This window comes from Pandoraea sputorum, from assembly GCF_000814845.2.
GTDB classification, from domain to species: Bacteria; Pseudomonadota; Gammaproteobacteria; order Burkholderiales; family Burkholderiaceae; genus Pandoraea; species Pandoraea sputorum.
Window position 1 is genome coordinate 4,992,439 of record NZ_CP010431.2, and the last position, 21,547, is coordinate 5,013,985.

General features: G+C 63.6%; 19 protein-coding genes. 6 read left to right on the plus strand and 13 right to left on the minus strand.

Annotated features, from left to right (window positions below; genetic code table 11):
* Positions 1 to 50 precede the first annotated feature (50 nt).
* The 11 genes from NA29_RS22035 to NA29_RS22085 all read right to left on the minus strand — a co-directional run bounded on the left by NA29_RS22035 (position 51) and on the right by NA29_RS22085 (position 13,356).
* Positions 51 to 1,034 (minus strand): XdhC family protein, encoded by a 984-nt coding sequence (locus NA29_RS22035; protein ID WP_039393180.1) that lies wholly within the window; start codon positions 1,032 to 1,034, stop codon positions 51 to 53.
* Complete coding sequence (locus tag NA29_RS22040) at positions 1,034 to 3,313, minus strand: xanthine dehydrogenase family protein molybdopterin-binding subunit (protein WP_052252316.1); 2,280 nt, start codon at positions 3,311 to 3,313, stop codon at positions 1,034 to 1,036. Before NA29_RS22040 ends, NA29_RS22035 begins: the two co-directional genes overlap by 1 nt.
* Entirely contained in the window at positions 3,294 to 3,737 is a 444-nt protein-coding gene (locus tag NA29_RS22045) for a (2Fe-2S)-binding protein (protein WP_039393181.1), read from the minus strand. The genes NA29_RS22040 and NA29_RS22045 overlap by 20 nt, the downstream gene beginning before the upstream one ends.
* Before the next feature lie 274 nt (positions 3,738 to 4,011).
* Positions 4,012 to 4,953, minus strand: a complete 942-nt coding sequence (locus NA29_RS22050) for an AraC family transcriptional regulator (protein WP_039393183.1) — start codon at positions 4,951 to 4,953, stop codon at positions 4,012 to 4,014.
* Positions 4,954 to 5,158: 205 nt separating this feature from the next.
* On the minus strand, positions 5,159 to 5,794 hold the full coding sequence (locus NA29_RS22055) for a HutD/Ves family protein (RefSeq protein ID WP_052252317.1): 636 nt from the start codon (positions 5,792 to 5,794) through the stop codon (positions 5,159 to 5,161).
* 47 nt (positions 5,795 to 5,841) lie between these two features.
* The gene (locus NA29_RS22060; RefSeq protein ID WP_039393185.1) at positions 5,842 to 7,110 is read right to left on the minus strand and encodes a glutamate-5-semialdehyde dehydrogenase; all 1,269 of its coding nucleotides are present in this window, start codon (positions 7,108 to 7,110) and stop codon (positions 5,842 to 5,844) included.
* Between the two features lie 91 nt (positions 7,111 to 7,201).
* A complete protein-coding gene (holA, locus tag NA29_RS22065) occupies positions 7,202 to 8,281 on the minus strand; it encodes a DNA polymerase III subunit delta (RefSeq protein WP_039393187.1) in 1,080 nt (359 codons plus the stop codon).
* 53 nt (positions 8,282 to 8,334) lie between these two features.
* Positions 8,335 to 8,850: an LPS-assembly lipoprotein LptE gene (locus NA29_RS22070; protein ID WP_052252318.1), complete on the minus strand. Its 516-nt coding sequence runs from the start codon at positions 8,848 to 8,850 to the stop codon at positions 8,335 to 8,337.
* Positions 8,851 to 8,961: 111 nt separating this feature from the next.
* Positions 8,962 to 11,553, minus strand: coding sequence for a leucine--tRNA ligase (gene leuS, locus NA29_RS22075; RefSeq protein ID WP_039393192.1), 2,592 nt, complete (start codon positions 11,551 to 11,553; stop codon positions 8,962 to 8,964).
* Between the two features lie 327 nt (positions 11,554 to 11,880).
* Positions 11,881 to 12,678 carry a 4-hydroxy-tetrahydrodipicolinate reductase gene (gene dapB, locus NA29_RS22080; protein ID WP_039401415.1) on the minus strand — a complete coding sequence of 266 codons (798 nt, stop codon included), beginning with the start codon at positions 12,676 to 12,678 and terminating at the stop codon, positions 11,881 to 11,883.
* Between the two features lie 42 nt (positions 12,679 to 12,720).
* Positions 12,721 to 13,356 (minus strand): outer membrane protein assembly factor BamE, encoded by a 636-nt coding sequence (locus tag NA29_RS22085; RefSeq protein WP_224786943.1) that lies wholly within the window; start codon positions 13,354 to 13,356, stop codon positions 12,721 to 12,723.
* Positions 13,357 to 13,605: 249 nt separating this feature from the next.
* On the opposite strand from NA29_RS22085, the gene fur reads away from it, so the two are divergent.
* Complete coding sequence (fur, locus tag NA29_RS22090) at positions 13,606 to 14,037, plus strand: ferric iron uptake transcriptional regulator (protein WP_039393197.1); 432 nt, start codon at positions 13,606 to 13,608, stop codon at positions 14,035 to 14,037.
* A 168-nt stretch (positions 14,038 to 14,205) separates the two neighbouring features.
* Positions 14,206 to 15,069 carry a YveK family protein gene (locus tag NA29_RS22095; RefSeq protein ID WP_039393200.1) on the plus strand — a complete coding sequence of 288 codons (864 nt, stop codon included), beginning with the start codon at positions 14,206 to 14,208 and terminating at the stop codon, positions 15,067 to 15,069.
* A 95-nt stretch (positions 15,070 to 15,164) separates the two neighbouring features.
* Here NA29_RS22095 and gap read toward each other — a convergent pair whose 3' ends face one another.
* The gene (gene gap / locus NA29_RS22100) at positions 15,165 to 16,175 is read right to left on the minus strand and encodes a type I glyceraldehyde-3-phosphate dehydrogenase (protein WP_039393204.1); all 1,011 of its coding nucleotides are present in this window, start codon (positions 16,173 to 16,175) and stop codon (positions 15,165 to 15,167) included.
* Between the two features lie 28 nt (positions 16,176 to 16,203).
* Positions 16,204 to 18,216, minus strand: coding sequence for a transketolase (gene tkt / locus NA29_RS22105; protein WP_052252320.1), 2,013 nt, complete (start codon positions 18,214 to 18,216; stop codon positions 16,204 to 16,206).
* Between the two features lie 197 nt (positions 18,217 to 18,413).
* Here tkt and NA29_RS22110 point away from each other — a divergent pair, with 197 nt between their 5' ends.
* From NA29_RS22110 to NA29_RS22125, 4 genes are all read left to right on the plus strand, one after another.
* Positions 18,414 to 19,355, plus strand: coding sequence for a spermine/spermidine synthase domain-containing protein (locus tag NA29_RS22110; RefSeq protein ID WP_052252321.1), 942 nt, complete (start codon positions 18,414 to 18,416; stop codon positions 19,353 to 19,355).
* Between the two features lie 168 nt (positions 19,356 to 19,523).
* Positions 19,524 to 19,946: a VOC family protein gene (locus tag NA29_RS22115; RefSeq protein WP_039393208.1), complete on the plus strand. Its 423-nt coding sequence runs from the start codon at positions 19,524 to 19,526 to the stop codon at positions 19,944 to 19,946.
* A 118-nt stretch (positions 19,947 to 20,064) separates the two neighbouring features.
* Positions 20,065 to 20,802: a 16S rRNA (uracil(1498)-N(3))-methyltransferase gene (locus tag NA29_RS22120; protein WP_039393212.1), complete on the plus strand. Its 738-nt coding sequence runs from the start codon at positions 20,065 to 20,067 to the stop codon at positions 20,800 to 20,802.
* Positions 20,803 to 20,852: 50 nt separating this feature from the next.
* Entirely contained in the window at positions 20,853 to 21,485 is a 633-nt protein-coding gene (locus tag NA29_RS22125) for a YidB family protein (protein ID WP_039393214.1), read from the plus strand.
* Positions 21,486 to 21,547 lie beyond the last annotated feature (62 nt).

Consider the following 21,547-nt stretch of genomic DNA (forward strand, 5'->3'; position numbering starts at 1 on the left):
ATTGAATTACTAACTACGTGTACAACATCGACTGCAAGTACGGCACACCCTCACGCCGCCCTGTCACGCAGGCGCACCTCGGCTCCATACCTGACACCATTACGCAACGCCGTCATCTGCGCCAGAATCGCCAGCGCAATCTCGGGCGGCGTGCGTGAGCCGAGTGGCAAGCCGACAGGCCCGTGCAGCCGCTCGATCTGGGTGGTGGTCAGATCGAACATCGCCAGCCGCTCGCGCCGCGAAGCCTGATTGCGATGCGAGCCGATCGCACCGACATAGAACGCCTCGGACTTCAGCGCTTCGAGCAGCGCCATGTCGTCGAGCTTGGGATCGTGCGTGAGGGCCACGATGGCCGTATTGCCGTCGGGACGCAGGCGCACGATGAGATCGTCCGGCATCTCCCTCGTGCGCGTGACGTGCGCATGCGTTTCATGCTCGATGCCATGAATATCGCGCGGGTCGCAGATAACGATCTGGTAGCCGAGCGGCAATGCCATGTGCACGAGATGCTGCGTCAGCTGTCCGTCCCCGATCACGATGATTCGCCAGCGCGGCCCGAACGGAACCGACAGCCGCGTCGGCGTATAGGCGAACGCCGCCGGTTGAGCGACACCGCGCACGTGCGCCTGCCCGGTGCGTAGATCGAGTTCGCGAACCCCGAGACGTCCGGCCGCGATGGCCGAGCGCATGGCGTCGAGTTCGCTGCGCGGTGTGACACATTCGATGACGAGTTCCAGCGTGCCACCGCACGGCAGACCGAATCGATGCGCTTCGTCGGCACTTAGACCATACGTCTGCACATGCGGACGCAATCCCGGACGAAAGCCACCCGCGACCTTTGCGAGCAGATCGTCCTCGATGCAGCCGCCCGAGACGGATCCGGCGACGCGTGCGCGCGGGGTGAGCGCCATCATCGCGCCCACCGGTCGCGGTGCGGAACCCCAGGTGCGGGCGACGGTCGCGAGCAACACGTCGTCGCCCTGCGACTGCCAGCGCGCGATGGTGTCCAGCACCTCGGCATCGACGCCGTCCATTACCCTTGCCCCTTGCCGGTGTCGTCCGCCTGACGCAGCGCGCGCGCTTCGGTCACCGTTTGCGGCAGCGGCATCGAGCGCGGTCGCACGCCCGTCGCGCGACGAATCGCCTGTGCGACCGCCGGCGCCATCGGCGGCAACGACACTTCGCCACAGCCCTGCGGCGGACGATCGCTCGGCAGAATCACCGTCTCGACTTTCGGCATCTCCACGAGATACAGCAGCGGGTAGTCGCCGAAGTTGCTTTGCTCGACGCCACCGTTCGCAAACGTGATCTGACTCTTGAACGTATTCGTCAACGCAAACCCGATACCGCCTTCGATGTTCGCGCGGATGAGGTTCGGATTAATCGCGCGACCACAGTCGACGCCGCACACCACACGTTCGACCTTGAAGCGGTCCCCCACCACACGCAGCTCCACCGCGACGGCGACATACGTCGAGAACGCTGCACCGCGTCCCGTGTAGGTGCAGTAGCCGAAGCCGCGATGCACGCCCGCTTTTGCCTTCGTCCGCCATCCGGCCGCCTTCTCCGTCTCTTCGACGACGCGCGTGGCCAGCGGATCGTGCTTCAGCAGACGCTTGCGATACGCAATCGACTCGATGCCCGCTGCGTCCGCCATCTCGTCGATGAAGCTCTCGAGAAAGAACACGCTCGACGTCGAGCCGACCGAGCGCATGAAGCTCACGGGAATGTTCGGTTGCGGCACGTCGATGCCTTCGACGCGCAGATTCGGCACGGCGTAGACCAGGTCGTAGAGGCCGTCGAGCATGGTCTCGTCGTAACCCGCCTTCTCGTAGTGGTCCTTCTTGATGACGTTGTACATCGACTGCCCCGCCACGCGCATGTGCATGGCTTTGGGCAGACCGTCGTCACCGAGCACGGCCTGAAAGCGGCCCGACGCACAGGGCCGGTAGAAGCCGTGACGGATGTCGTCCTCGCGCGAGCGGATCACTTTGACGGGACGACCTACGGCCGCCGACGCGACGGCCGCATGAATCACGAAGTCGGGCACGTACTTGCGCCCGAAGCTGCCACCAAGGAACGTGGTATGTACCGTGACCTTTTCGGGCGGTAGCTTGAAGATGCCGCCCAGCGCCCAGCGCACTTTGTCCTGCCCCTGAATCGGGCCCCACACTTCGATCTCGCCTTTGTCGCGGCGCACGTGCACGGTGGCGTTCACCGGCTCCATCGTCGCGTGGACGATGTACGGCGTGTGATATTCGCTCGTCACCACTTTGCCGCCTGCGGCGATCAGTGCGGGTGCGTCGCCAATGTTCGTCGCGACACCGCCCTTCGCTTTGACCAGTGCCTCGCGGCGCTGCGCCATGATCGTCGTGCTGTCGGCAGCGGGACCGGCTTTCCATTCGACGTCGAGTGCGTCGCAGGCTTTCTTCGCGCGCCAGTAATCGTCGGCCACGACGATGACGGCGTCCTTCGCCAGCACCACGTCGTGCACGCCTTTGCGTGCCTTGATCGCGTCGCGGTTGCGCACGGACAGCGGTGCGCCGCCCGACGTCGGGGCCATGAGAATGGCGCCGATGAGCATGTCCGGTACCTTCACGTCGATGCCGAAGACGGCCGAGCCGTCGACCTTCGACGGCGTATCGAGACGAGAGACGGTTTTGCCGATCAGCGAATGCGTGGCCTCGTTCTTCAGACGCGGATGCGGATTGAGGGGCAGCTTTGCCGCCTCAGCCGCCAGTTCGCCATAGCCGAGCGAGCGGCCCGATTGCGGATGCATCACGCGGCCGTCGCGCGTCACGCAGTTCGTCGTGCGAACGCCGAACCGGCGGGCGGCAACGGCGACGAGCGCCTCGCGCGCCTGCGCTCCGGCGATCCGTAGCCGCTCGTAGAACAGCGTCGCCGACATCGACGCGCCTACGAACTGCTGCAACGCTTCGTTCGCGGCGGCCGTGCGATACGCGTCGCGCGCGGTCACGAACTCGACACGCACGCGTCGCCAGTCCGCGTCCAGTTCGTCCGCCAACACTTGCGGCAACCCGGTGTATACGCCCTGCCCGACTTCACACTGCGAGAGTCCGAGCACGGTCGTGCCATCGGCGTCGATGCGAATCCAGTCGTTGATCTCGATGAGATGGCCGTCTGCTGCATCGGCAGCGCGGGCCTCGGGGCTTGTCAGCCATGACGCCGAAATCGGGATCAACAGGCTGCCAGCGGCGAGCGACATGCCTTTGAGCCACTGGCGGCGCGACGACGACTCGGGTGCGGTTTCGCTCACGGGGGATGCCGTGCGCTCAGCGTTTTGCTGCGTCATGGATCGCCTCCCGGATACGATGGTAGGTCGCGCAACGGCAGAGGTTGGTCATCGCCTCGTCGATCTGCGCGTCGGTCGGATGCGGATGCTTGTCGAGCAGTGCGGCGGCCGCCATCACCATGCCGGACTGGCAATAGCCGCACTGCGGCACGTCGTTGGCGATCCACGCTTGCTGGATCGGATGCGAGCGCGCGGTCGACAACGCTTCGATGGTCGTGATGCGCTTGCCCGCGACGGCCGAGACCGGCAGCACACAGGTGCGCGTGGCCACGCCTTCGATGTGCACGGTGCACGCGCCGCACGCCCCGATACCGCATCCGTACTTCGTTCCGGTCAGCCCCGCGGCATCGCGGATGACCCACAGCAAAGGCGTGTCGTCCTCGCCGTCGAAGACGAAGGGCCGCCCGTTGAGTTGGAATTCCATTGACTCTCCCGTTGTGACTGCCGTGTGCGGCAATAAAGCGCACAGCACAGGCAGATGGCGAATGAATTCTCACAACGAGGAAATTGCCGGACAACGGCCGCGCGGCCCGAAAAGGATGCCGTTCGTCCAGAGACGGGAAAACCCTTGGGCTACCGTCGATCGCAAGCAACCGTCGATCTCAAGCCGCCGTCAGCCGCATGCAGACGTCATGCAGAGCGCGCGCTGGCGGTGCGCGCGACGGAACACATCAAAGGGAGGAAGCGACGACCGTGCCTTAATGGCCCAGTTCGCAGCTACGCAGGTATTCGCGCGGCGGCAAGCCGTAGCAACGCCGGAAGGCGCGTGTGAATGCCTTTTCCGAGGCATAGCCAACGGCCTCCGCGACATCGGAGATACGTGCGCCTGCGCCCGACAGACGCTCGGCCGCCAGGTACATGCGATGGGTGGTGAGGTAGGTCATCGGCGATTCGCCGACGAGATCGCGAAAGCGCAGACAGAACTTCGAGCGAGACATACCCGCGATGGCAGCGAGCTGCTCGACCGTCCACGGGCGCTGCGGCGCTTCGTGCATGGACGCGATGGCGCGTCCCAGTTGCGGATCGGTCATGCCGCGCAGCCAATGGGTGCTGGCGCTGCCGCAGGCTTCGAGATACGCCCGCAGGATCTGCACGAACAACACGTCCGCCAGCCGCGCGACGACCACGCGCCATCCCGCACCGCGCTGCATCGACGCTTCGATAAATCCCGCGATGGTGTTCGTGAGCAACGCGGGCACGGCCGGGTCGCCCGCACGGATATGGATCAGGGGTGGCAGCGACGCCAGCAGCGGGTTGCGTGCCCGGTCTCGGAACATCACCACGCCGGTGTAGAGATCGCTGACGGGACCGTCCCCGCCCGCACGGAACGCCAGCGGCGTGTCCAGACGCGGCTCGATGCCCTGCGCCGACATCATCTCCTCGAAGACCACCGGCGGTTCGTCAGGTGACGAACACATCACGTGCTCGTGCCCGTGCGGCAACAGCACACAGTCGCCCGGTTCGACACGGATCGGTTTCATGCCTGCCACGATCAGATAGAACGGCTCCCCCATCGCCATACGAAACGGTGCGCCGTCGAGCGCCGGTTTGCGCAACGACCACGGCGCACCGAACGTGAAGCGGCCTGTGACGACCGCGTCCGCGCGCACGTCGCTCAGCACGTCGCTTAGCGGATCCATCGCGCCCTGCCTCGCGCAGGATGATCGTTTCGTCGTTTCATGGGTGGAACTTCGATTTATATATGAATTACGTCGAAGTATGCCGTTTTACTGCACGGAAAAATATCGGGTTTGACCTGAGGGCGGTCGAGATGGGGGAAGTACGGGAGGGGGAAGCGGAAGTGGGCCTGTGCGATCGAGCCTTCGACGCACAGGCCGTTGACGCTCAGCGACGGGTGAGCGTCGTCAGGAAGACATCGGTCGAGGGTGCGCCAGCGTGCAGTTTGCAGACGTGAGCCCCGTCGAAAGCGTCGATGGCGTCCATCTCCTCGATACGAAGGGCGTGGCCTGCGCTGACGGTCACCGTCCGGCCATCATGGAACGTCACATGCACCAGACCTTGGGCACAGTAGAGAAACCCGAGCGCATCGGCCGCAGTCGGCAACGCCCACGACAGCGCATCGCCTTCGAGACGATGTTGCGTCAGCGCGTGCTGCCAGCCGTCGCGTCGCGTCATGACGTTGAAGTCGTCGATGGGCACACCGTCGACCTCAAGCGCCGGCGTACTGCTCACCGCGAGTTCTCCGCCGAAAGCGTACGGTGCCGTGCGCGTCGTCAGCGTGACGTCCGGGCGTCCTTCCACGTTTAGCGTGAGCGTGCCGCCGCGAACGATCGCCAGCGACCGGTCGATGCCCGCGAACACCGAGAACGGTCCGGGTACGGCGACCGTCGCCGTGCTGATTCGCCAGTCGAAGCCATCTTCGCCGGGGCGACGCGCCACCGCCAGTTCCGTCGTCACACCCTGACCGTTCTTCCACGGCATCTTCAGAAAATCGGCCGGGCCGAGTGCTTGCAGTTTCATGCCTCTACGACTTCGTTCGTCGCCTTCGTTTGCCACATTCGTTGCCATTATTGACGCACTTCGCCGTGCCCGAACACGACGTACTTCAGACTCGTCAGCCCTTCAAGACCGACGGGACCGCGCGCGTGCAGCTTGTCGTTCGAGATGCCGATCTCCGCGCCCAGACCGAACTCGAAACCGTCGGCAAAACGCGTGCTGGCGTTGATCATCACGCTCGCCGAATCGACCTCGCGCAGGAACTGCATGGCGTCGGTGTAGTTCTCCGTCACGATGGCGTCGGTGTGGTGCGAGCCGTAACGGTTGATGTGAGCGATGGCGGGCGCCATGCCGTCGACGATCTTAATCGCCAACACCGGCGCGAGATATTCCGTCGACCAGTCTTCCTCGGTCGCGGCAATCGCGCCGCTCACACCGGCTGCGGTCAGTGCAGCGAGCGTACGTTCGCAACCGCGCAGCTCGACCTGCTTGTTCTGGAACATGCGGGCGATGGCAGGCAGTTGACCGATGGCCTGCTGATCGACGAGCAACGTCTCCATCGTGTTGCACGTGCCGTAGCGATGCGTCTTGGCGTTCTCGCAGATCGCAAGTGCCTTGACCGGATCGGCGCGGCCGTCGACATAGACGTGGCAGATGCCGTCGAGGTGCTTGATCATCGGCACGCGCGCGTCCTGCATCAGGCGCGCGATCAGGCTCTTGCCGCCGCGCGGCACGATCACGTCGACATACTCGGTCATGGTGATGAGTTCGCCCACGGCGGCGCGGTCCGGTGTGCTCACGACCTGCACGGCGTCGCCGGGCAGGCCCGTGGAAGCGAGTGCCTGCGCGATAAGCGCCGCCAGCGCCGTGTTGCTTTCAATGGCTTCCGAGCCGCCGCGCAGAATGGTGGCGTTGCCCGACTTGAGGCACAGCGCCGCAGCGTCGATGGTGACGTTCGGACGAGACTCGTAAATGATGCCGATCACGCCCAGCGGTACGCGCATCTGACCGACCTGAATACCGCTCGGTTGCACGCGCACGTTGCTGATCTCACCGATGGGATCGGACAGCCCGGCAATCTGGCGCAGGCCCTCGACCATCGTACGCAGCGCCTTGTCCGACAGCGTAAGACGGTCGATGAAGGCGGCGTCCTGGCCATTGGCGCGCGCGCGTTCGAGGTCGCGACGGTTCACGTCCTGCAACTTCGCGCCGTCGCGTTCGATGGCGTCGGCAATGGCGAGCAAGGCGCGGTTCTTGGCGGCAGTGTCGGCACGCGCCATGGCGCGCGATGCTTCGCGAGCGCGCTGGCCCAGCGATTGCATGTAGGCTTTGATGTCCATATCGTGGTTCAGAGAATTCGGGATATCGAGATGTCAGGATGCCGGGCGCTGTGAGCGGCGTTGCCGCCGTGACCGGACGCGTTGAGCGATTTCAGGCGTGTGCTGGGCGCGCGGCGCGAGTGGCGCGCGCCACCGGCGGTCGCTCACCGGCGAGCAGCAGCCCGAGTTGCAGCATGCCGTCCCACGGATCGCTCGGCAGACCTTCAGCGCGCAGACCCTTGACCTGACGATCCAGACGCGCGGCCAGTTGCAGGGCTTGCGCGAGCATCGGTGCCGTGACACGCCCCACCGCCTGCTCCATCAGTCGTTCGCGCGGACCCCAGACACGGTATTCGCGCAGCAGCATGGCAACCGGTTTGCCCGACGCCATCCCGCGTGTGATCTTGGCGAGCGTGCGCACTTCTTCGGTGAGCGCCCACAGCACGAGCGGCGCAGCCTCGCCTTCTCCGCGCAGCCCGTCGAGCATACGCACCAACCGGGCAACGTCGCCCGAGAGCACCGCTTCGCTGAGTTTGAAGACGTCGTAACGCGCCACATTGAGCACGGCGTCCTGCACCTGCTCGAACGCGAGCACGCCCGCCGGGTACAGCAAACCGAGCTTCTGAATTTCCTGATGCGCCGCGAGCAGATTGCCTTCGACGCGATCGGCGATGAATTGCAGGACACGTCGTCCCGGCTCACCAGCTTCGACCCGTTGCCCCTGCGCCGAGAGACGCTGCGCAATCCAGTCAGGCAAACGTGCACGATCGACCGGATCGACCTTGACCGTCACACCGGCCCGGTCGAGAGACGTGAACCAATCGGATTTGCTTGCCGCAGCGTCGAGCCGGGGCAGCGTAATGATGGTCAGCACATCGCTGTTGGCCGCGTCGGCGTGCGCCTTGAGCGCCGCCCCGCCGTCCTTGCCCGGCTTACCGCCGGGGATGCGCAATTCGATGAGCTTCTTGTCGCCGAACAGCGACATCGACTGTCCTGCGTTCGCGAGCGCGCCCCAATCGAAACTGCGCTCGACGCTGAGTACGTCACGCTCGGTATAGCCGCCCGCACGCGCTGCCGCACGCACGCGGTCCACCGCCTCCTGCACGAGCAGGCTCTCGTCGCCGTAGATCGTGTAGATCGGCGAGAGCGTCTTGGCGAGGTGCGCGTCGAGCGCGTCGGGGCGCAATTGCATGGCGGCGGTGTGGTTTTCCTTAACGTACTTTTGTAGTGCTGTGGGTCCGGCAATTACTGTTCCGGCTTTGCTTCCGGCATTGATTTCACGGCTTCCATACGGCGGATGATCTGATCGACGGCGTCCTTCTGCATGTCGCGATTGAGCAAAGCCGCTTCGGTGTCGCGTGCGGTCGTCTCGTTATCGCTGTAGGGCAGGTTACGCACCAGGCGGATCGTGGTCAGCGGAATGATCGGCCGGCCATCGGGGGTCACGAGCTGGAACGTGAAGGCGCTGCGCATTTCGTACTCACGCGCCTGACCGTTCGAATCCAGACTCACGGCCGTACGGGTGTTCGTGATGCTCACGATCTCCAGTCGCGCATCGGCATCCTTCGGCTCGGTCACAACGACCGTGCCCTTGCTGCCGTAACGGATGTAGCGCGAAATATCGACCGACATCTGACCGCCGCCCGAAATGTACAGACGATGGAATGCGTACTCGCTCGCGCCGCGCAGCTGGAAGCCGCACGCCGACAACGTCAGTGCGCAACCCAGCAGCGCAATCCAACTGAAAATCCTGCGCGTCACACCGACGCCTCGTTGCCCGGAAGTCATTTGCACGTGATGTGCCCTCTTCTCACCAAACGTCATCAACCGACTGGGGGAGGCAACCACCGCCCCCGCATTCTCTGATCGCGCTCAGACCACCACGTTCACCAGACGGCCCGGCACGACGATGACCTTCTTCACCGGCTTGCCCTCGCCGAACTTGGCAGTCATTTCGTGTTCGAGCGCAGCCTGTTCGATGGCTTCGCGCGAAGCATCCTTCGCCACGCGCACCGCGCCACGCACCTTGCCTGCCACTTGCAGCACGAGTTCGATTTCGTCCTGCACCAGCGCGGCCTCGTCGACTTCCGGCCACGACGCGTCGAGCAGGTCGCCCGATTGCGCGGCATAGCCCAACTCGACCCACAGACCGTGCGTGACGTGCGGCACCACCGGGTACAGCACGCGCAGCAGAATGCCGTAGCACTCGCGCACTGCGCCGGCACCCGCCGCGCCCTTGTCGCTCTCAATCGCGTTGAGCATCTTCATCGCGGCCGACACCACCGTGTTGTACTGCACGCGCTGGTAGTCGTAATTGGCCTGCTTGAGCACGCTGTGGATTTCCAGACGCAGTGCCTGTGCCGCCGGATTCGCCGTGTCGATGGCTGCGTCCGTTTGACGCAACAACGCGGCCTGCGACTGACCGAAGCCCCACAGACGACGCAGGAAGCGGCTCGCGCCTTCCACGCCAGCGCCCGACCATTCGAGTTGCTGCTCCGGCGGGGCCGCGAACATCACGAACAGACGTGCCGTATCGGCGCCGTACTGGTCGATGAGCGACTGCGGATCCACACCATTGTTCTTCGACTTCGACATCTTCTCGATGCCGCCGAGCGTCACGTCTGCGCCGTCAGCCTTCGACGTGGCGCCCGCCGGGCGGCCCTTGTCGTCGAACTGCACCTGCACGTCGAGCGGGTTGAACCACGTCTTCTTGCCCGACGTGTCTTCGCGGTAGAACGTTTCGTTGAGCACCATGCCCTGCGTGAGCAGGTTCTGCGCCGGCTCCTTGAAGCTCACGAGGCCCAGATCGCGCATCACCTTGGTCCAGAAACGCGAGTAGAGCAAGTGCAGAATCGCGTGCTCGATACCGCCGATGTACTGATCCATCGGCATCCAGTAATTGGTACGCTCGTCGACCATGGTCTCGGCGTCCGGGCAGGCGTAGCGCGAGAAGTACCACGACGAATCCACGAACGTGTCCATCGTGTCCGTCTCACGACGTGCGGGCTTGCCACACTTCGGGCAATCGCACTTGAGGAACGCTTCGGACTTGGCGAGCGGGTTGCCGGTGCCGTCCGGCACGAGGTCTTCCGGCAGCACCACCGGCAGATCCTTTTCCGGCACCGGCACAGCACCGCAGGTGTCGCAGTGGATGATCGGGATCGGCGTGCCCCAGTAACGCTGACGCGAGATGCCCCAGTCGCGCAGGCGGAACGTCACTTGCTTGTCGCCAGCACCCTTCGCCTTGAGATCGGCGGCGATGGCATCGATGGCGGCCGCGAAGGCCAGACCGTCGTACTTGCCGCTGTTGATCAGCGTGCCTTCCTTCTCGCCGTACCAGGCTTGCCAGGCGTCGGTCGAATACGTCTCGCCTTCCACAGCGACGACCTGCCTGATCGGCAGGTTGTACTTGCGGGCAAACGCGAAGTCGCGCTCGTCATGTGCCGGCACGCCCATCACAGCACCTTCGCCGTAGCCCATCAGCACGTAGTTGCCGATCCAGACTTCGACCTTGTCGCCCGTAAGCGGATGCGTGACGAAGAAGCCCGTCGGCATACCCTTCTTTTCCATCGTGGCGATATCGGCCTCGGCCACGCCACCCTGCTTGCATTCGGCAATGAAGGCCTGCAAGTCGGGGCGATCGGCCGCCAGACGCGTCGCCAGCGGGTGCTCCGCCGCAATCGCTGCGAACGTCACGCCCATGATCGTGTCGGCGCGCGTGGTGAATACGCGCAGCAGCTTTTGCTCGCCGTCGAGTTCGTACGGGAAGCCGAAGTTCACGCCGAAGCTCTTGCCGATCCAGTTCTGTTGCATCACCTTCACGCGCTCGGGCCAGCCGAGGTCGTCCAGGTCGCCGAGCAGTTCGTCGGCGTACTCGGTGATGCGCATGTAATACATCGGGATTTCGCGCTTCTCGACGAGCGCGCCCGATCGCCAGCCACGGCCGTCGATCACCTGCTCGTTGGCGAGCACGGTCTGATCGATCGGATCCCAGTTCACGGTGCCCGTCTTCAGATAGACGACGCCCTTCTCCAGCATCTTGAGGAACAGCCACTGGTTCCAGCGGTAGTACTCGGGCTTGCAGGTGGCGACTTCGCGCGACCAGTCGATCGCGAGACCCATCGCCTGCATCTGCTTCTTCATATAGTCGATGTTGTCGTACGTCCACTTGGCCGGCGGCACGCCGTTGGCCATGGCCGCGTTTTCCGCAGGCATACCGAACGCATCCCAACCCATCGGCATCAGCACGTTATAGCCGCGCATGCGCATCTGACGGTACATCACGTCGTTGATGGTGTAGTTGCGCACGTGCCCCATATGCAGCTTGCCCGACGGATACGGCAGCATCGAGACGCAATAGAATTTCTGTTTGTCCGCGCGCTCGGTGGTCTTGTAGGCATCGATCGCCTGCCAGTGAGACTGGGCGGAGGCTTCGACGTCGGCGGGAACGTATTTTTCTTGCATGATGGGTCGGCGGATAGGATTCGGCTCGGTGTCGGCCCGACTGGTACGCGTCATCGGGATGCGCGGTACGCAGGAAATATGGGGCAGATCCGGGGAAAACGATGATTATAACGCCGCCGGAAGTGGATTCGGCGTGACGTTGGCGAGGGGATGTGACCTTTGCGTCACTTTCGCTTCCGATCCGGCAGGTCTGTCGTACGACCGCCGGTGGAGCGCGCCGTGATGGCGGCATCCGGGATGCGGCCTGCGGTGCCTGAGTCTGCACAACCTGACGCCCTTGGCGCACTCAGGCCAGCACCGCTGGCCGCCCGGTGGAACCTATGCCGATCAGCGTAGGCCCAGCACGTCCTGCATGTCGAACAGACCGGTCTTGTGCTGTGCGAGGAAACGCGCCGCACGCAGCGAACCTTGCGCGTACGAGAGGCGGCTCGACGACTTGTGCGTGATCTCGATACGCTCGCCGATCCCGGCGAACAGCACCGTGTGATCGCCGACGATATCGCCGCCGCGCACCGTCGCGAAACCGATCGTCGACGGATCGCGTTCGCCGGTCACGCCTTCACGGCCGTAAATCGCACATTCCTTCAGATCGCGACCCAGCGCTTCGGCGACAACTTCGCCCATGCGCAGCGCCGTGCCCGACGGGGCATCGACCTTGTGACGGTGATGGGCTTCGATGATCTCGATGTCGTAGCCGGTATTCAGGATTTTCGCGGCGATTTCGAGCAGCTTGAACGTGGCATTCACGCCGACGCTCATGTTCGGCGCGAACACGACGGCGACCTGTTCGGCACCCTTTGCCAGAAGCGCCTTGTCTTCTTCCGAGAAACCGGTCGTGCCGACGATCATCTTCACGCCATGCTTTTGCGCGGCCGCCAGGTGCATCAGCGTGCCTTCCGGGCGCGTAAAGTCGATCAGGTATTCGGCATTGGCCAGGGCGGCATCGAGATCGGCGGTGATCTTCACGCCGGTGTCGCGGCCGAGGAACGCGCCAGCGTCGATACCGAGCGCCGGGCTGCCTTCACGGTCGAGTGCGCCAACCAGCTCTGCGTCGTCTGCCGCGAGCACGGTTTCGATCAGCATCCGGCCCATACGGCCGGAGGCCCCTGCAATCGCAATCTTCATCATGGTGAGTCTTTCGTCGTCTTTCTACCGGCTTTCAGCCGCTTACTGGGGCATCGAGAAGAGACCGCCACCGGAGGTCACACGCGGCGACGGGACCAGTCCTGTGCCCGAGGCCGTGCCGGCCGAGCCGGACGTACCGGCACGCGGCGCCGGTGCGCTCGATTGCGTCGTCGGTGCGGGCTTGGCTGCGGCCGCGACATTGGCAGCGGCGTCTGTCGAGACGGTCGCTACATCGGTCGGTGCGGGTGCTGCGGTCGGTGCCGCTGCAGCGGCGTCCGGCGACGGTGCGGTGGCTTCGGCAGCCGCAGCGCTCGCGGTCGACGGTGCGGGCGCGTCCGTCTTCACGGTCTTGCCCTTCTGGCCGTCGATTTCCTGCACCAGTTGATACTCGGTCGGCAGATTTTCGCCGCCTTCCCAACGTGCCAGCGTGTCGCCTTCGAAGTACACCTTCAGGTGGCGCTCCTGAACGACCGACGCGTTGCCGCGCTTGAAGTAGAAGACGTAATCCCAGCGATTCGCATGGAAGATGTCGGCGAGCAGCGGCGTGCCGAGCAACTGGCGAACCTGATCGCGCGTCATGCCTGCCTTAAGCTGCTCATAGGCTTCCTTCGAGACGAAGTTGCCCTGAACGATGTTGATTCGATACGGCGTGACCACGCCGATAACCTTGTCGGTCACGCTGTCATACGTCGAGCAGCCAGCCAGGGCAAGGAATGCCGCGGCTGCGCAGACGGAGAACGGAAGGGAGAGATAACGACGCAAATCTGACTCGCTTTCAAAAAGATCGAACTTGAATCCGGCACGCCGGGCGCGCCGCCACATCGCCCCCGTTGACGGCACAACCGTCCCGTTTGCCCCGGTTTGCGCCCGGGCAAGGCAAAAAGGCATTATTATTGGGGCTGTATTGTACTCTAGGGACGTAGAGCGATGCCGAATCCCGCCGATTTGAAAAATATCGGACTGAAAGCCACGCTTCCGCGCCTCAAGATTCTGGAGATCTTCCAGAATAGTGAGGTGCGCCACTTGACCGCTGAAGACGTATATCGTCATCTGCTCGGCGAAAATCTCGATATCGGCCTGGCCACGGTTTACCGTGTCCTGACCCAGTTCGAGCAAGCCGGGCTATTGTCGCGCAGCAACTTTGAATCCGGCAAGGCCGTTTTCGAACTCAACGAAGGCCATCACCACGATCACCTCGTGTGCATGGACTGCGGACGCGTCGAGGAATTCTTCGATGCCGAGATCGAACGCCGCCAGAAGCTGATCGCCAAGGAGCGCGGCTTCGCACTCCAGGAGCACTCGTTGGCGATGTACGGTAGTTGCACAAAGGATCCGTGCCCCCACCGTCAAAAAAATTAAAAATGTAGCTGTCAGAATGCCTTCGGACGAAGGCATTCAGGGACTTTCCACATCTCGGCCGCCGGGTTGATTCCTGCGTCGGCGCGCGTCGTCTACAATAATCCTCCCCGTAATATACGTTGAGACGCGGATCGCGTCTTCGCGGGATCGCATTTTGGCCTGGCCCCTATGACTAACGAAGAAATCCCCATCGACATGGTACGGAACGACGCAGACGAGATTACGTTAGCAGATGTTTTCGGCTTCATTCGCGAGAATCTGGCAGTGATTGCCGGCGTTGCCGTGGTCGGTGCTGCAATCGGTATCGGCAGTACCTTCGCCTTTCACAAGCAATGGGAAGGTAAGGTCACGCTGCAAATCGGTCGGGCCGCCGGCTCGCCAGTCGCGGGTCCGGACGGTCCCCTTATCGAGTCGATTCAGCAAACCGTGGGCCGGGTGCAATTGAGCACGTTCCGCGACAAGGTGACATCCGAGGTCATTCCGCAATTGCAGGGCGATGTCGAGGAACTGCGTAAGACGGTGGCATGGAAAGCGTTGAAGGCGCGCGCGATTCAGGGCACCGCATACATGGAAATATCTGCACGCGGGACTTCACCTGAGCAGGCAGAGCAGGTTCTCATGGCCGCGACGCACCGGATCGAAACGGAGTACGCCGCGATTCTGGAGCGCGCCCGAGCGCTGCCGAAGCAGCAGTTGAGCGTCATCGATGCCGCCATCGAGTCAAACACCAAGGCCCAGGAACAACTGAGCGCTGCGCTCGCGCATTCGAAGAATACAGATTCTGTGATCGCCCTGGGCGCTTTGCAGAGCAGCCGCGCTGAGCGTGCCACGCTTAACGATAGCCGCTACCGTGTCTCGCAATTGCTCGCGCCGGATCAGTCGTACAACACGCGCGTCGTGAGCGAGGTGCAGATCGGGCAAAACGCTGCGTTTCCGCGCAAGTTGTACTTCGGCGGTGCCGGCCTTGTACTCGGCGCACTCGTCGGTATGATTATCGGGCTGATCCGCAAATCGCGCGTTCAAAGCGCCTGACCTGCGAAACGCGATCGCATAGTTTCTACGCATCGCCTGCATTAAAAAAGCCGCTGTCTCTCGACAGCGGCTTTTTTGACTTCTGATACCGGCGATTACTTCGCAGCCATCAGCGCGACGGTCGTGTCGAGCATGCGGTTCGAGAAGCCCCACTCGTTGTCGTACCACGAGCTGACCTTCACCAGACGACCCGACACCTTCGTCAGCGTGCCGTCGAAGTTCGACGACGCCGGGTTGTGGTTGAAGTCGACCGACACCAGCGGTGCCGTGTTGTACGTAGCGATGGCCTTCAGCGAACCTTCGGCGGCTTCCTTCAGGATCGCGTTGACTTCGTCGACCGTCGTATCGCGCTTGGCGATGAACGACAGGTCAACGATCGACACGTTGATCGTCGGGACGCGAATGGCGTAGCCGTCGAGCTTGCCGTTGAGTTCCGGCAGCACCAGGCCGACGGCGGAAGCTGCACCCGTCTTCGTCGGGATCATGCTCATCGTGGCCGAACGGGCGCGACGCAGGTCTTCGTGATAGACGTCCGTCAGCACCTGGTCGTTCGTGTAGGCGTGAACGGTCGTCATCAGGCCCGTTTCCAGACCGATCTTGTCGTGCAGCGGCTTGACCAGCGGTGCCAGGCAGTTCGTGGTGCACGAAGCGTTCGAGATGACCGTGTCGGTCGACTTGAGCACGCCTTCGTTCACGCCGAACACGACCGTCGCGTCCACATCCTTGCCGCCCGGGGCCGAGATGATGACCTTCTTCGCGCCGCCCTTCAGGTGAGCGCTGGCCTTTTCCTTCGTGGTGAAGAAGCCGGTGCACTCAAGCACGACGTCGACGTTCAGCTCGCCCCACGGCAGTTCGGCCGGGTTGCGGTTAGCCAGCACGCGGATCTTGTCGCCGTTGACGATCATGAAGTCGCCATCGACCGACACAGTGCCCGGGAACTTGCCGTGCGCCGTATCGTATTGCGTGAGGTGGGCGTTCGTCTGTGCATTGCCGAGATCGTTGATGGCAACGATTTCGATGTCGTGCTTCTTGCCACCTTCGTAGTGGGCACGCAGTACGTTGCGGCCGATACGGCCGTAGCCGTTAATAGCGACGCGAATGGTCATGGGGGTATCTCCGTAAGGTCTAACGAAATCAGCCAAGCACGGACTTTGCCGTGGCGACCACATGGTCGACGGTGAAGCCGAAGTGTTTGAACAGCACGCCGGCCGGAGCCGACTCGCCAAAGGTATCGATGCCGACCACGCCGCCTTCCAGGCCGACGTACTTATGCCAGAACGCCGTCACACCGGCTTCCACGGCCACACGCGGCACGCCGCGCGGCAGCACGCTCTCGCGGTAGGCCTTGTCCTGACGATCGAACACATTGGTCGACGGCATGGACACGACACGTGCAGCAATCCCTTCGGCTGCCAGCGCTTCGGCGCCCTTGAGCGCCAGATCCATTTCCGAGCCGGTCGCGATCAGGATGATCTGCGGATTGGCCACGTCGCGCAGCACGTAGCCGCCACGACGGATATCGGCGATCTGCGCATCGCTGCGCGAGACGAACGGCAAATTCTGACGGCTCAGCACCAGGCTCGACGGACCGTCGTGACGCTCCACAGCAGCCACCCAGGCAGCCGCCGTTTCCGTCGTATCGCACGGACGCCACAGATCCATCTGCGGAATCAGGCGCAAGCTCGAGACATGCTCGATCGACTGGTGCGTCGGGCCGTCTTCGCCCAGGCCGATCGAATCGTGCGTGAACACGAAGATCGAACGCAGCTTCATGAGCGCAGCCATACGCAGCGCATTGCGGCTGTAGTCGGAGAACGTCAGGAACGTGCCGCCGAACGGGATGTAACCACCATGCAGCGCAATACCGTTCATGATGGCGCTCATGCCGAACTCGCGCACACCGTAGTTGATGTGATTGCCGAACTGCACGCCGTCCGCATTGGCGCGCACCGCCTTGCTGGCCTTCCAGTTCGTCAGGTTCGAGCCGGTCAGGTCAGCCGAGCCGCCCAGGAATTCCGGCAACGCGGCAGCAAGGCCTTCGATGGCGAGTTGCGACGCCTTACGCGTTGCCACCGTCTCGGCCTTTTCATTGGTCTTGGCGATGAGGGCGGCAGCGGCGGCCTTGAAGTCGCCGGGCAGTTCGCCCTTCATGCGGCGCTCGAACTCGGCAGCTTCCGCCGGGAACTGGCCACGATAAGCAGCGAAACGTTCGTTCCACGCGGCTTCGGCCTGTTGACCGGCCGCCTTGGCGTCCCATGCGGCATAGACGTCGGCCGGCACTTCGAACGGCGGCAGATTCCAGCCGAGCGCTGCGCGCGTCGCGGCGATTTCGTCGGCACCGAGCGGCGCGCCGTGCACGTCGTGACCGCCTTCCTTGTTCGGTGCGCCCTTGCCGATCAGCGTCTTGCAGCAGATCAGCGTCGGACGATCGGACTTCTTGGCTTGTGCGATGGCCGCGTCGACCGCATCGGCGTTATGACCGTCGATACCGCGAATAACGTTCCAGCCATAGGCTTCGAAACGCTTCGGCGTATCGTCGGCAAACCAGTATTCGACGTCGCCATCGATCGAGATGCCGTTATCGTCGTACAGCGCGATGAGCTTGTTCAGACGCAGCGTACCCGCGAGCGAGCAGGCTTCGTGCGAGATGCCTTCCATCAGGCAACCATCGCCGAGGAACGCATACGTGTAGTGATCGACGATGTCGTTGCCCGGACGGTTGAATTCCTTGGCGAGCAGCGCTTCGGCGAGTGCGAAACCGACGGCATTCGTGATGCCCTGACCCAGCGGGCCCGTGGTCGTCTCGACGCCCGGCGTAATGCCCACTTCCGGGTGCCCCGGCGTCTTGCTGTGCAGTTGACGGAAGTGCTTGAGCTCTTCGATCGGCAGATCGTAACCCGTCAGATGCAACAACGAGTAGATCAGCATCGAGCCGTGGCCGTTCGACAGCACGAAGCGGTCACGGTCAGCCCAATGCGGATTGGTGGGGTTGTGCTTGAGATGGCGGCCCCACAGAGCGACCGCGATATCGGCCATGCCCATGGGCGCGCCAGGGTGACCGGAGTTGGCCTGTTGGACCGCATCCATGGAAAGGACGCGAATAGCAGAGGCCATCAGCGCAGCTGTAGCAGGAGAGGAGTTCGTCATGGTGACCAGCCGGAAGAGCGGGCGTGCCCCGTTGCCGCGAGCTGCCGCGCGAAATTCAAATGCAGGAAAAGACCGAGATTTTACCAGAATCGCCCCCTGCCCGGGTCGTTCACGGCGAACTTCCTCAACCGGCGGGAACGTGGAATCATGCGAAGAAGTGATGCGATCGCCACAAATTAGAGGAAGTTGTCTTGCCAATGCCCGAAAAACACGACACGTCCGCCAGCCAATCCGACACCCCGGCGGCCCCGCCCACCAAGCTGACAGCGTCTTACGGGGCACCGCTCGGGCCGTGGGCAGGCTATACGTTCGCTGCGATGCCGGTGTACGCCACAACGTCGCCTCACCAGCACATCGAGATCGTGGATTTGCCTGCGTTCGGCGAACTCGGACGGGCGTATCGGCTTGACGGCCGCTTCATGGCGTCGCTGGCCGACGCCCACATCTGTCATGAGTGCATGGTGCATCCGCTGCTGCTTGCGCACGGTAACGCGCAACGCGTGTTGATCCTCGGCGGCGGAGACGGCGGCTCTGCGCGTGAAGCACTGCGGCATGTCAGCGTGCGGGAAGTGGTCGTCGCCGAACTCGACGCGCAAGTACCCGACGCGATCCTTCGACACATGCCAGCGCTGGCCGACGGCGCATTCGACGATCCCCGCACCACACTCGTCATCGGTGACGCACGGGATCTTGTCGACGCGGCGCTGGCGAGCGGCGAACACTTCGACGCCATCGTCTTCGATCTGACGGAAGCCGACGGCGATGCGGCGTCGCTGCACGATGTCGCATTCTTCGCGAAAGTCCGCGACTTGCTCGGCCCACGCGGGGGCGTCGCCCTGCAACTGGGTGCGCCGTGGTTTGAGGGCGCGCAAGTGCGTCGCATGCTCGACGCGCTGCATTCGGTGTTCGCCTGCGTCTTGCCGATGACCGCTTATGTGCCGCTCTACGGCACGCAATGGGCGCTTGCGATTGCCAGCAATTCACTCACCGTGACCGATTTCAATGCACTAGCGACGAATCCGTCGTCAACAGCGCTCCAAGGCGTGCGCCACTACTCGCCCACCCGTCACGCAACGCTCTTCGATATCCCACCGGAGTTAAGCGCCATCCTCGGCCCCATCGGCCCCATCGGCGCGTAATGCCCGGCGGCCCGGCGCGGTGGCGGGTTAAAGCACTGATCGGGCGTGATGCGGTGCGCCGTCGCGCGCGACGGATGAAGCGGATACGCGTTCCTTGTATATTGGGAACTTGCCAAGACCGTCGGACACCCATCGATTTCGCGCCGACGGCCTCAACGGAGCATAACCATGTCCGATCCCCGCCCATCCCACGTGCCGTGGCTCACGCCGTATCTGACCGTTCGCGATGCGCGCGCGGCCGCCACGTTCTACGAGCAGGCCTTCGGCTTCTCCGTGCATGACATGGTGGACGACGACGGCGCGGTGATGCACGTCGAAATGTTCTATCAGGGACAGCTGATCCTGATGTTCGCCCCCGAAGGCGCGTTCGCGACGACCGCACGCACGCCGCGCACCTCGGGCGTTGAAGCGCCGCAGAGCTTCTATGTCTACACGGAGGATGTCGACGCGCTCTACGCACGCGCGACCGCCGCCGGCGCCAAGGGACTGATGCCGCCGAGCGACCAGTTCTGGGGCGATCGCTTCTGTCAGTTGGAAGACCCCGACGGTTACCGGTGGGGCTTCGCCCGGCCCGTAGCCCCTCGCAGTTGAAGCCACTCCCGCACGTCGCAACGTCGGGCGTCGGGACACGTTGGGGTATGCTTCGGTCCCCGACGCCCACACCGGCCACGATTCTCACACTCCTCATCACCCACGCACTCTCGCCCGAATGCCTCGCTTTTTCATCGATGCGCCGCTGCATGCCGGTGCCCTCCTCGACCTCCCGGACACCGTCGTTCGCCACATCCAGGTCCTGCGCCTGAAGACAGGCGATACGCTCACGCTATTCAATGGCACGGGCGGTGAATATCCGGCGGTACTGACGACGCTGGAAAAGCGTCACGCGACGGCGCAACTCGGTGAGCACGACCGCCGTGAAGCCGAGCCCCCCTATCGCATTACGTTGGCGCAAGGCATCGCAGGCGGCGACAAGATGGACTGGTTGATCGAGAAAGCCATCGAACTCGGCGTGACGGAAATTCAACCGCTCGCGACGGAGCGTTCGGTCATTCGCCTTGAAGGTGAACGCGCCGCCAAACGCGTCGCGCACTGGCAAGCGCTCGTGCAAGCCGCGTGCGAACAGTGCGGACGGAATCGGGTGCCGGAGGTACTGCCGATCCGTCCGATCACGGCGTGGCTCGGTGACCGGGATGTCATAAAGAGTGACGGATGGCGTGTGCTATTGTCACCTAGAGCAGACAGCGGATTTGATTCGCTGCCGTTGGACGCGCCGTCCGCGCCTGGCATTCTGCTCTTCGGCCCCGAAGGTGGGCTGGCACCTCAGGAGGAAGCGCTCGCACGACAGGCCGGGTTTTCGGCCATCCGGCTTGGCGAACGCATTCTTCGGACCGAAACGGCGGGCATGGCAGTCCTCGCGGCGTTGGCCGCTCGCTGGGGCGGATGGTAAGCATCGATGATTCGAGAAAACGGCTTCACAAGCCTTAAGGAGTAATCGTCATGGGTATCCTCGACAACATTCTCGGTGGTGGGTCCGGCAATCAGGCCGGTGGCGGCGGTTTCAGCACGAAGACCATGTTGCTGATGGGTTTGCTGGCGATGATTGCCAGCCGCTCGGGTGGCGCTCAGGGTCAAGGTGGCGAAGGCGGTGGTTTGCTCGGCGGCCTCGGCGGCGCCCTTGGCGGCATGCTCGGTGGCGGCGCGGCAGGCGGTGCGGGTGGGGCGGGCGGTCTGGGCGGTTTGCTCGGCGGACTACTCGGTGGCGCCCAGTCGCCCGCGGCGAGTGCACCCGGGGCGCCGGAGGGCGGTCTGCTGGGACAACTCGGCGGATTGGGCGGACTCGCGCAGGTGCTGAACGAGGGCGGTCTCGGCGAAGCCGTCAACTCATGGATCGGGACGGGTGCCAATCAGGCGGTCAGCGCCGATCAGGTCACGCAAGCGCTCGGCCCCGGTGGTCAGTTGCAGCAACTGGCAAGCTCGGCGGGCGTCTCGGAAAGCGAAGCGGCGCAGGAGTTGTCTGATCTGCTGCCCAAGGTCGTCAATCACTTGACGCCGGACGGCTCGCTACCGCAAGGCTCGCTGGATCTGGCTTCGCTGGCCCAGCAGTTCCTCGGTGGCAATCACACCAGCTGATTCACAACGATCGGTCGAAAACGAAAAAAGGTCCGCAGTGCGGACCTTTCTTCTTGCGCATC

Bases quoted from the DNA above. Each gene is read 5' to 3' on its own strand.
- fur (WP_039393197.1), top strand. From the start codon at position 13,606: ATGCCGAATCCCGCCGATTTGAAAAATATCGGACTGAAAGCCACGCTT.
- NA29_RS22040 (WP_052252316.1), bottom strand. From the start codon at position 3,313: ATGACGCAGCAAAACGCTGAGCGCACGGCATCCCCCGTGAGCGAAACC.
- tkt (WP_052252320.1), bottom strand. From the start codon at position 18,216: ATGACGAACTCCTCTCCTGCTACAGCTGCGCTGATGGCCTCTGCTATT.
- NA29_RS22110 (WP_052252321.1), top strand. From the start codon at position 18,414: ATGCCCGAAAAACACGACACGTCCGCCAGCCAATCCGACACCCCGGCG.
- NA29_RS22035 (WP_039393180.1), bottom strand. From the start codon at position 1,034: ATGGACGGCGTCGATGCCGAGGTGCTGGACACCATCGCGCGCTGGCAG.
- leuS (WP_039393192.1), bottom strand. From the start codon at position 11,553: ATGCAAGAAAAATACGTTCCCGCCGACGTCGAAGCCTCCGCCCAGTCT.
- NA29_RS22050 (WP_039393183.1), bottom strand. From the start codon at position 4,953: ATGGATCCGCTAAGCGACGTGCTGAGCGACGTGCGCGCGGACGCGGTC.
- NA29_RS22115 (WP_039393208.1), top strand. From the start codon at position 19,524: ATGTCCGATCCCCGCCCATCCCACGTGCCGTGGCTCACGCCGTATCTG.
- NA29_RS22095 (WP_039393200.1), top strand. From the start codon at position 14,206: ATGACTAACGAAGAAATCCCCATCGACATGGTACGGAACGACGCAGAC.
- NA29_RS22055 (WP_052252317.1), bottom strand. From the start codon at position 5,794: ATGAAACTGCAAGCACTCGGCCCGGCCGATTTTCTGAAGATGCCGTGG.
- NA29_RS22045 (WP_039393181.1), bottom strand. From the start codon at position 3,737: ATGGAATTCCAACTCAACGGGCGGCCCTTCGTCTTCGACGGCGAGGAC.
- dapB (WP_039401415.1), bottom strand. From the start codon at position 12,678: ATGAAGATTGCGATTGCAGGGGCCTCCGGCCGTATGGGCCGGATGCTG.
- NA29_RS22125 (WP_039393214.1), top strand. From the start codon at position 20,853: ATGGGTATCCTCGACAACATTCTCGGTGGTGGGTCCGGCAATCAGGCC.
- NA29_RS22120 (WP_039393212.1), top strand. From the start codon at position 20,065: ATGCCTCGCTTTTTCATCGATGCGCCGCTGCATGCCGGTGCCCTCCTC.
- NA29_RS22060 (WP_039393185.1), bottom strand. From the start codon at position 7,110: ATGGACATCAAAGCCTACATGCAATCGCTGGGCCAGCGCGCTCGCGAA.
- holA (WP_039393187.1), bottom strand. From the start codon at position 8,281: ATGCAATTGCGCCCCGACGCGCTCGACGCGCACCTCGCCAAGACGCTC.
- gap (WP_039393204.1), bottom strand. From the start codon at position 16,175: ATGACCATTCGCGTCGCTATTAACGGCTACGGCCGTATCGGCCGCAAC.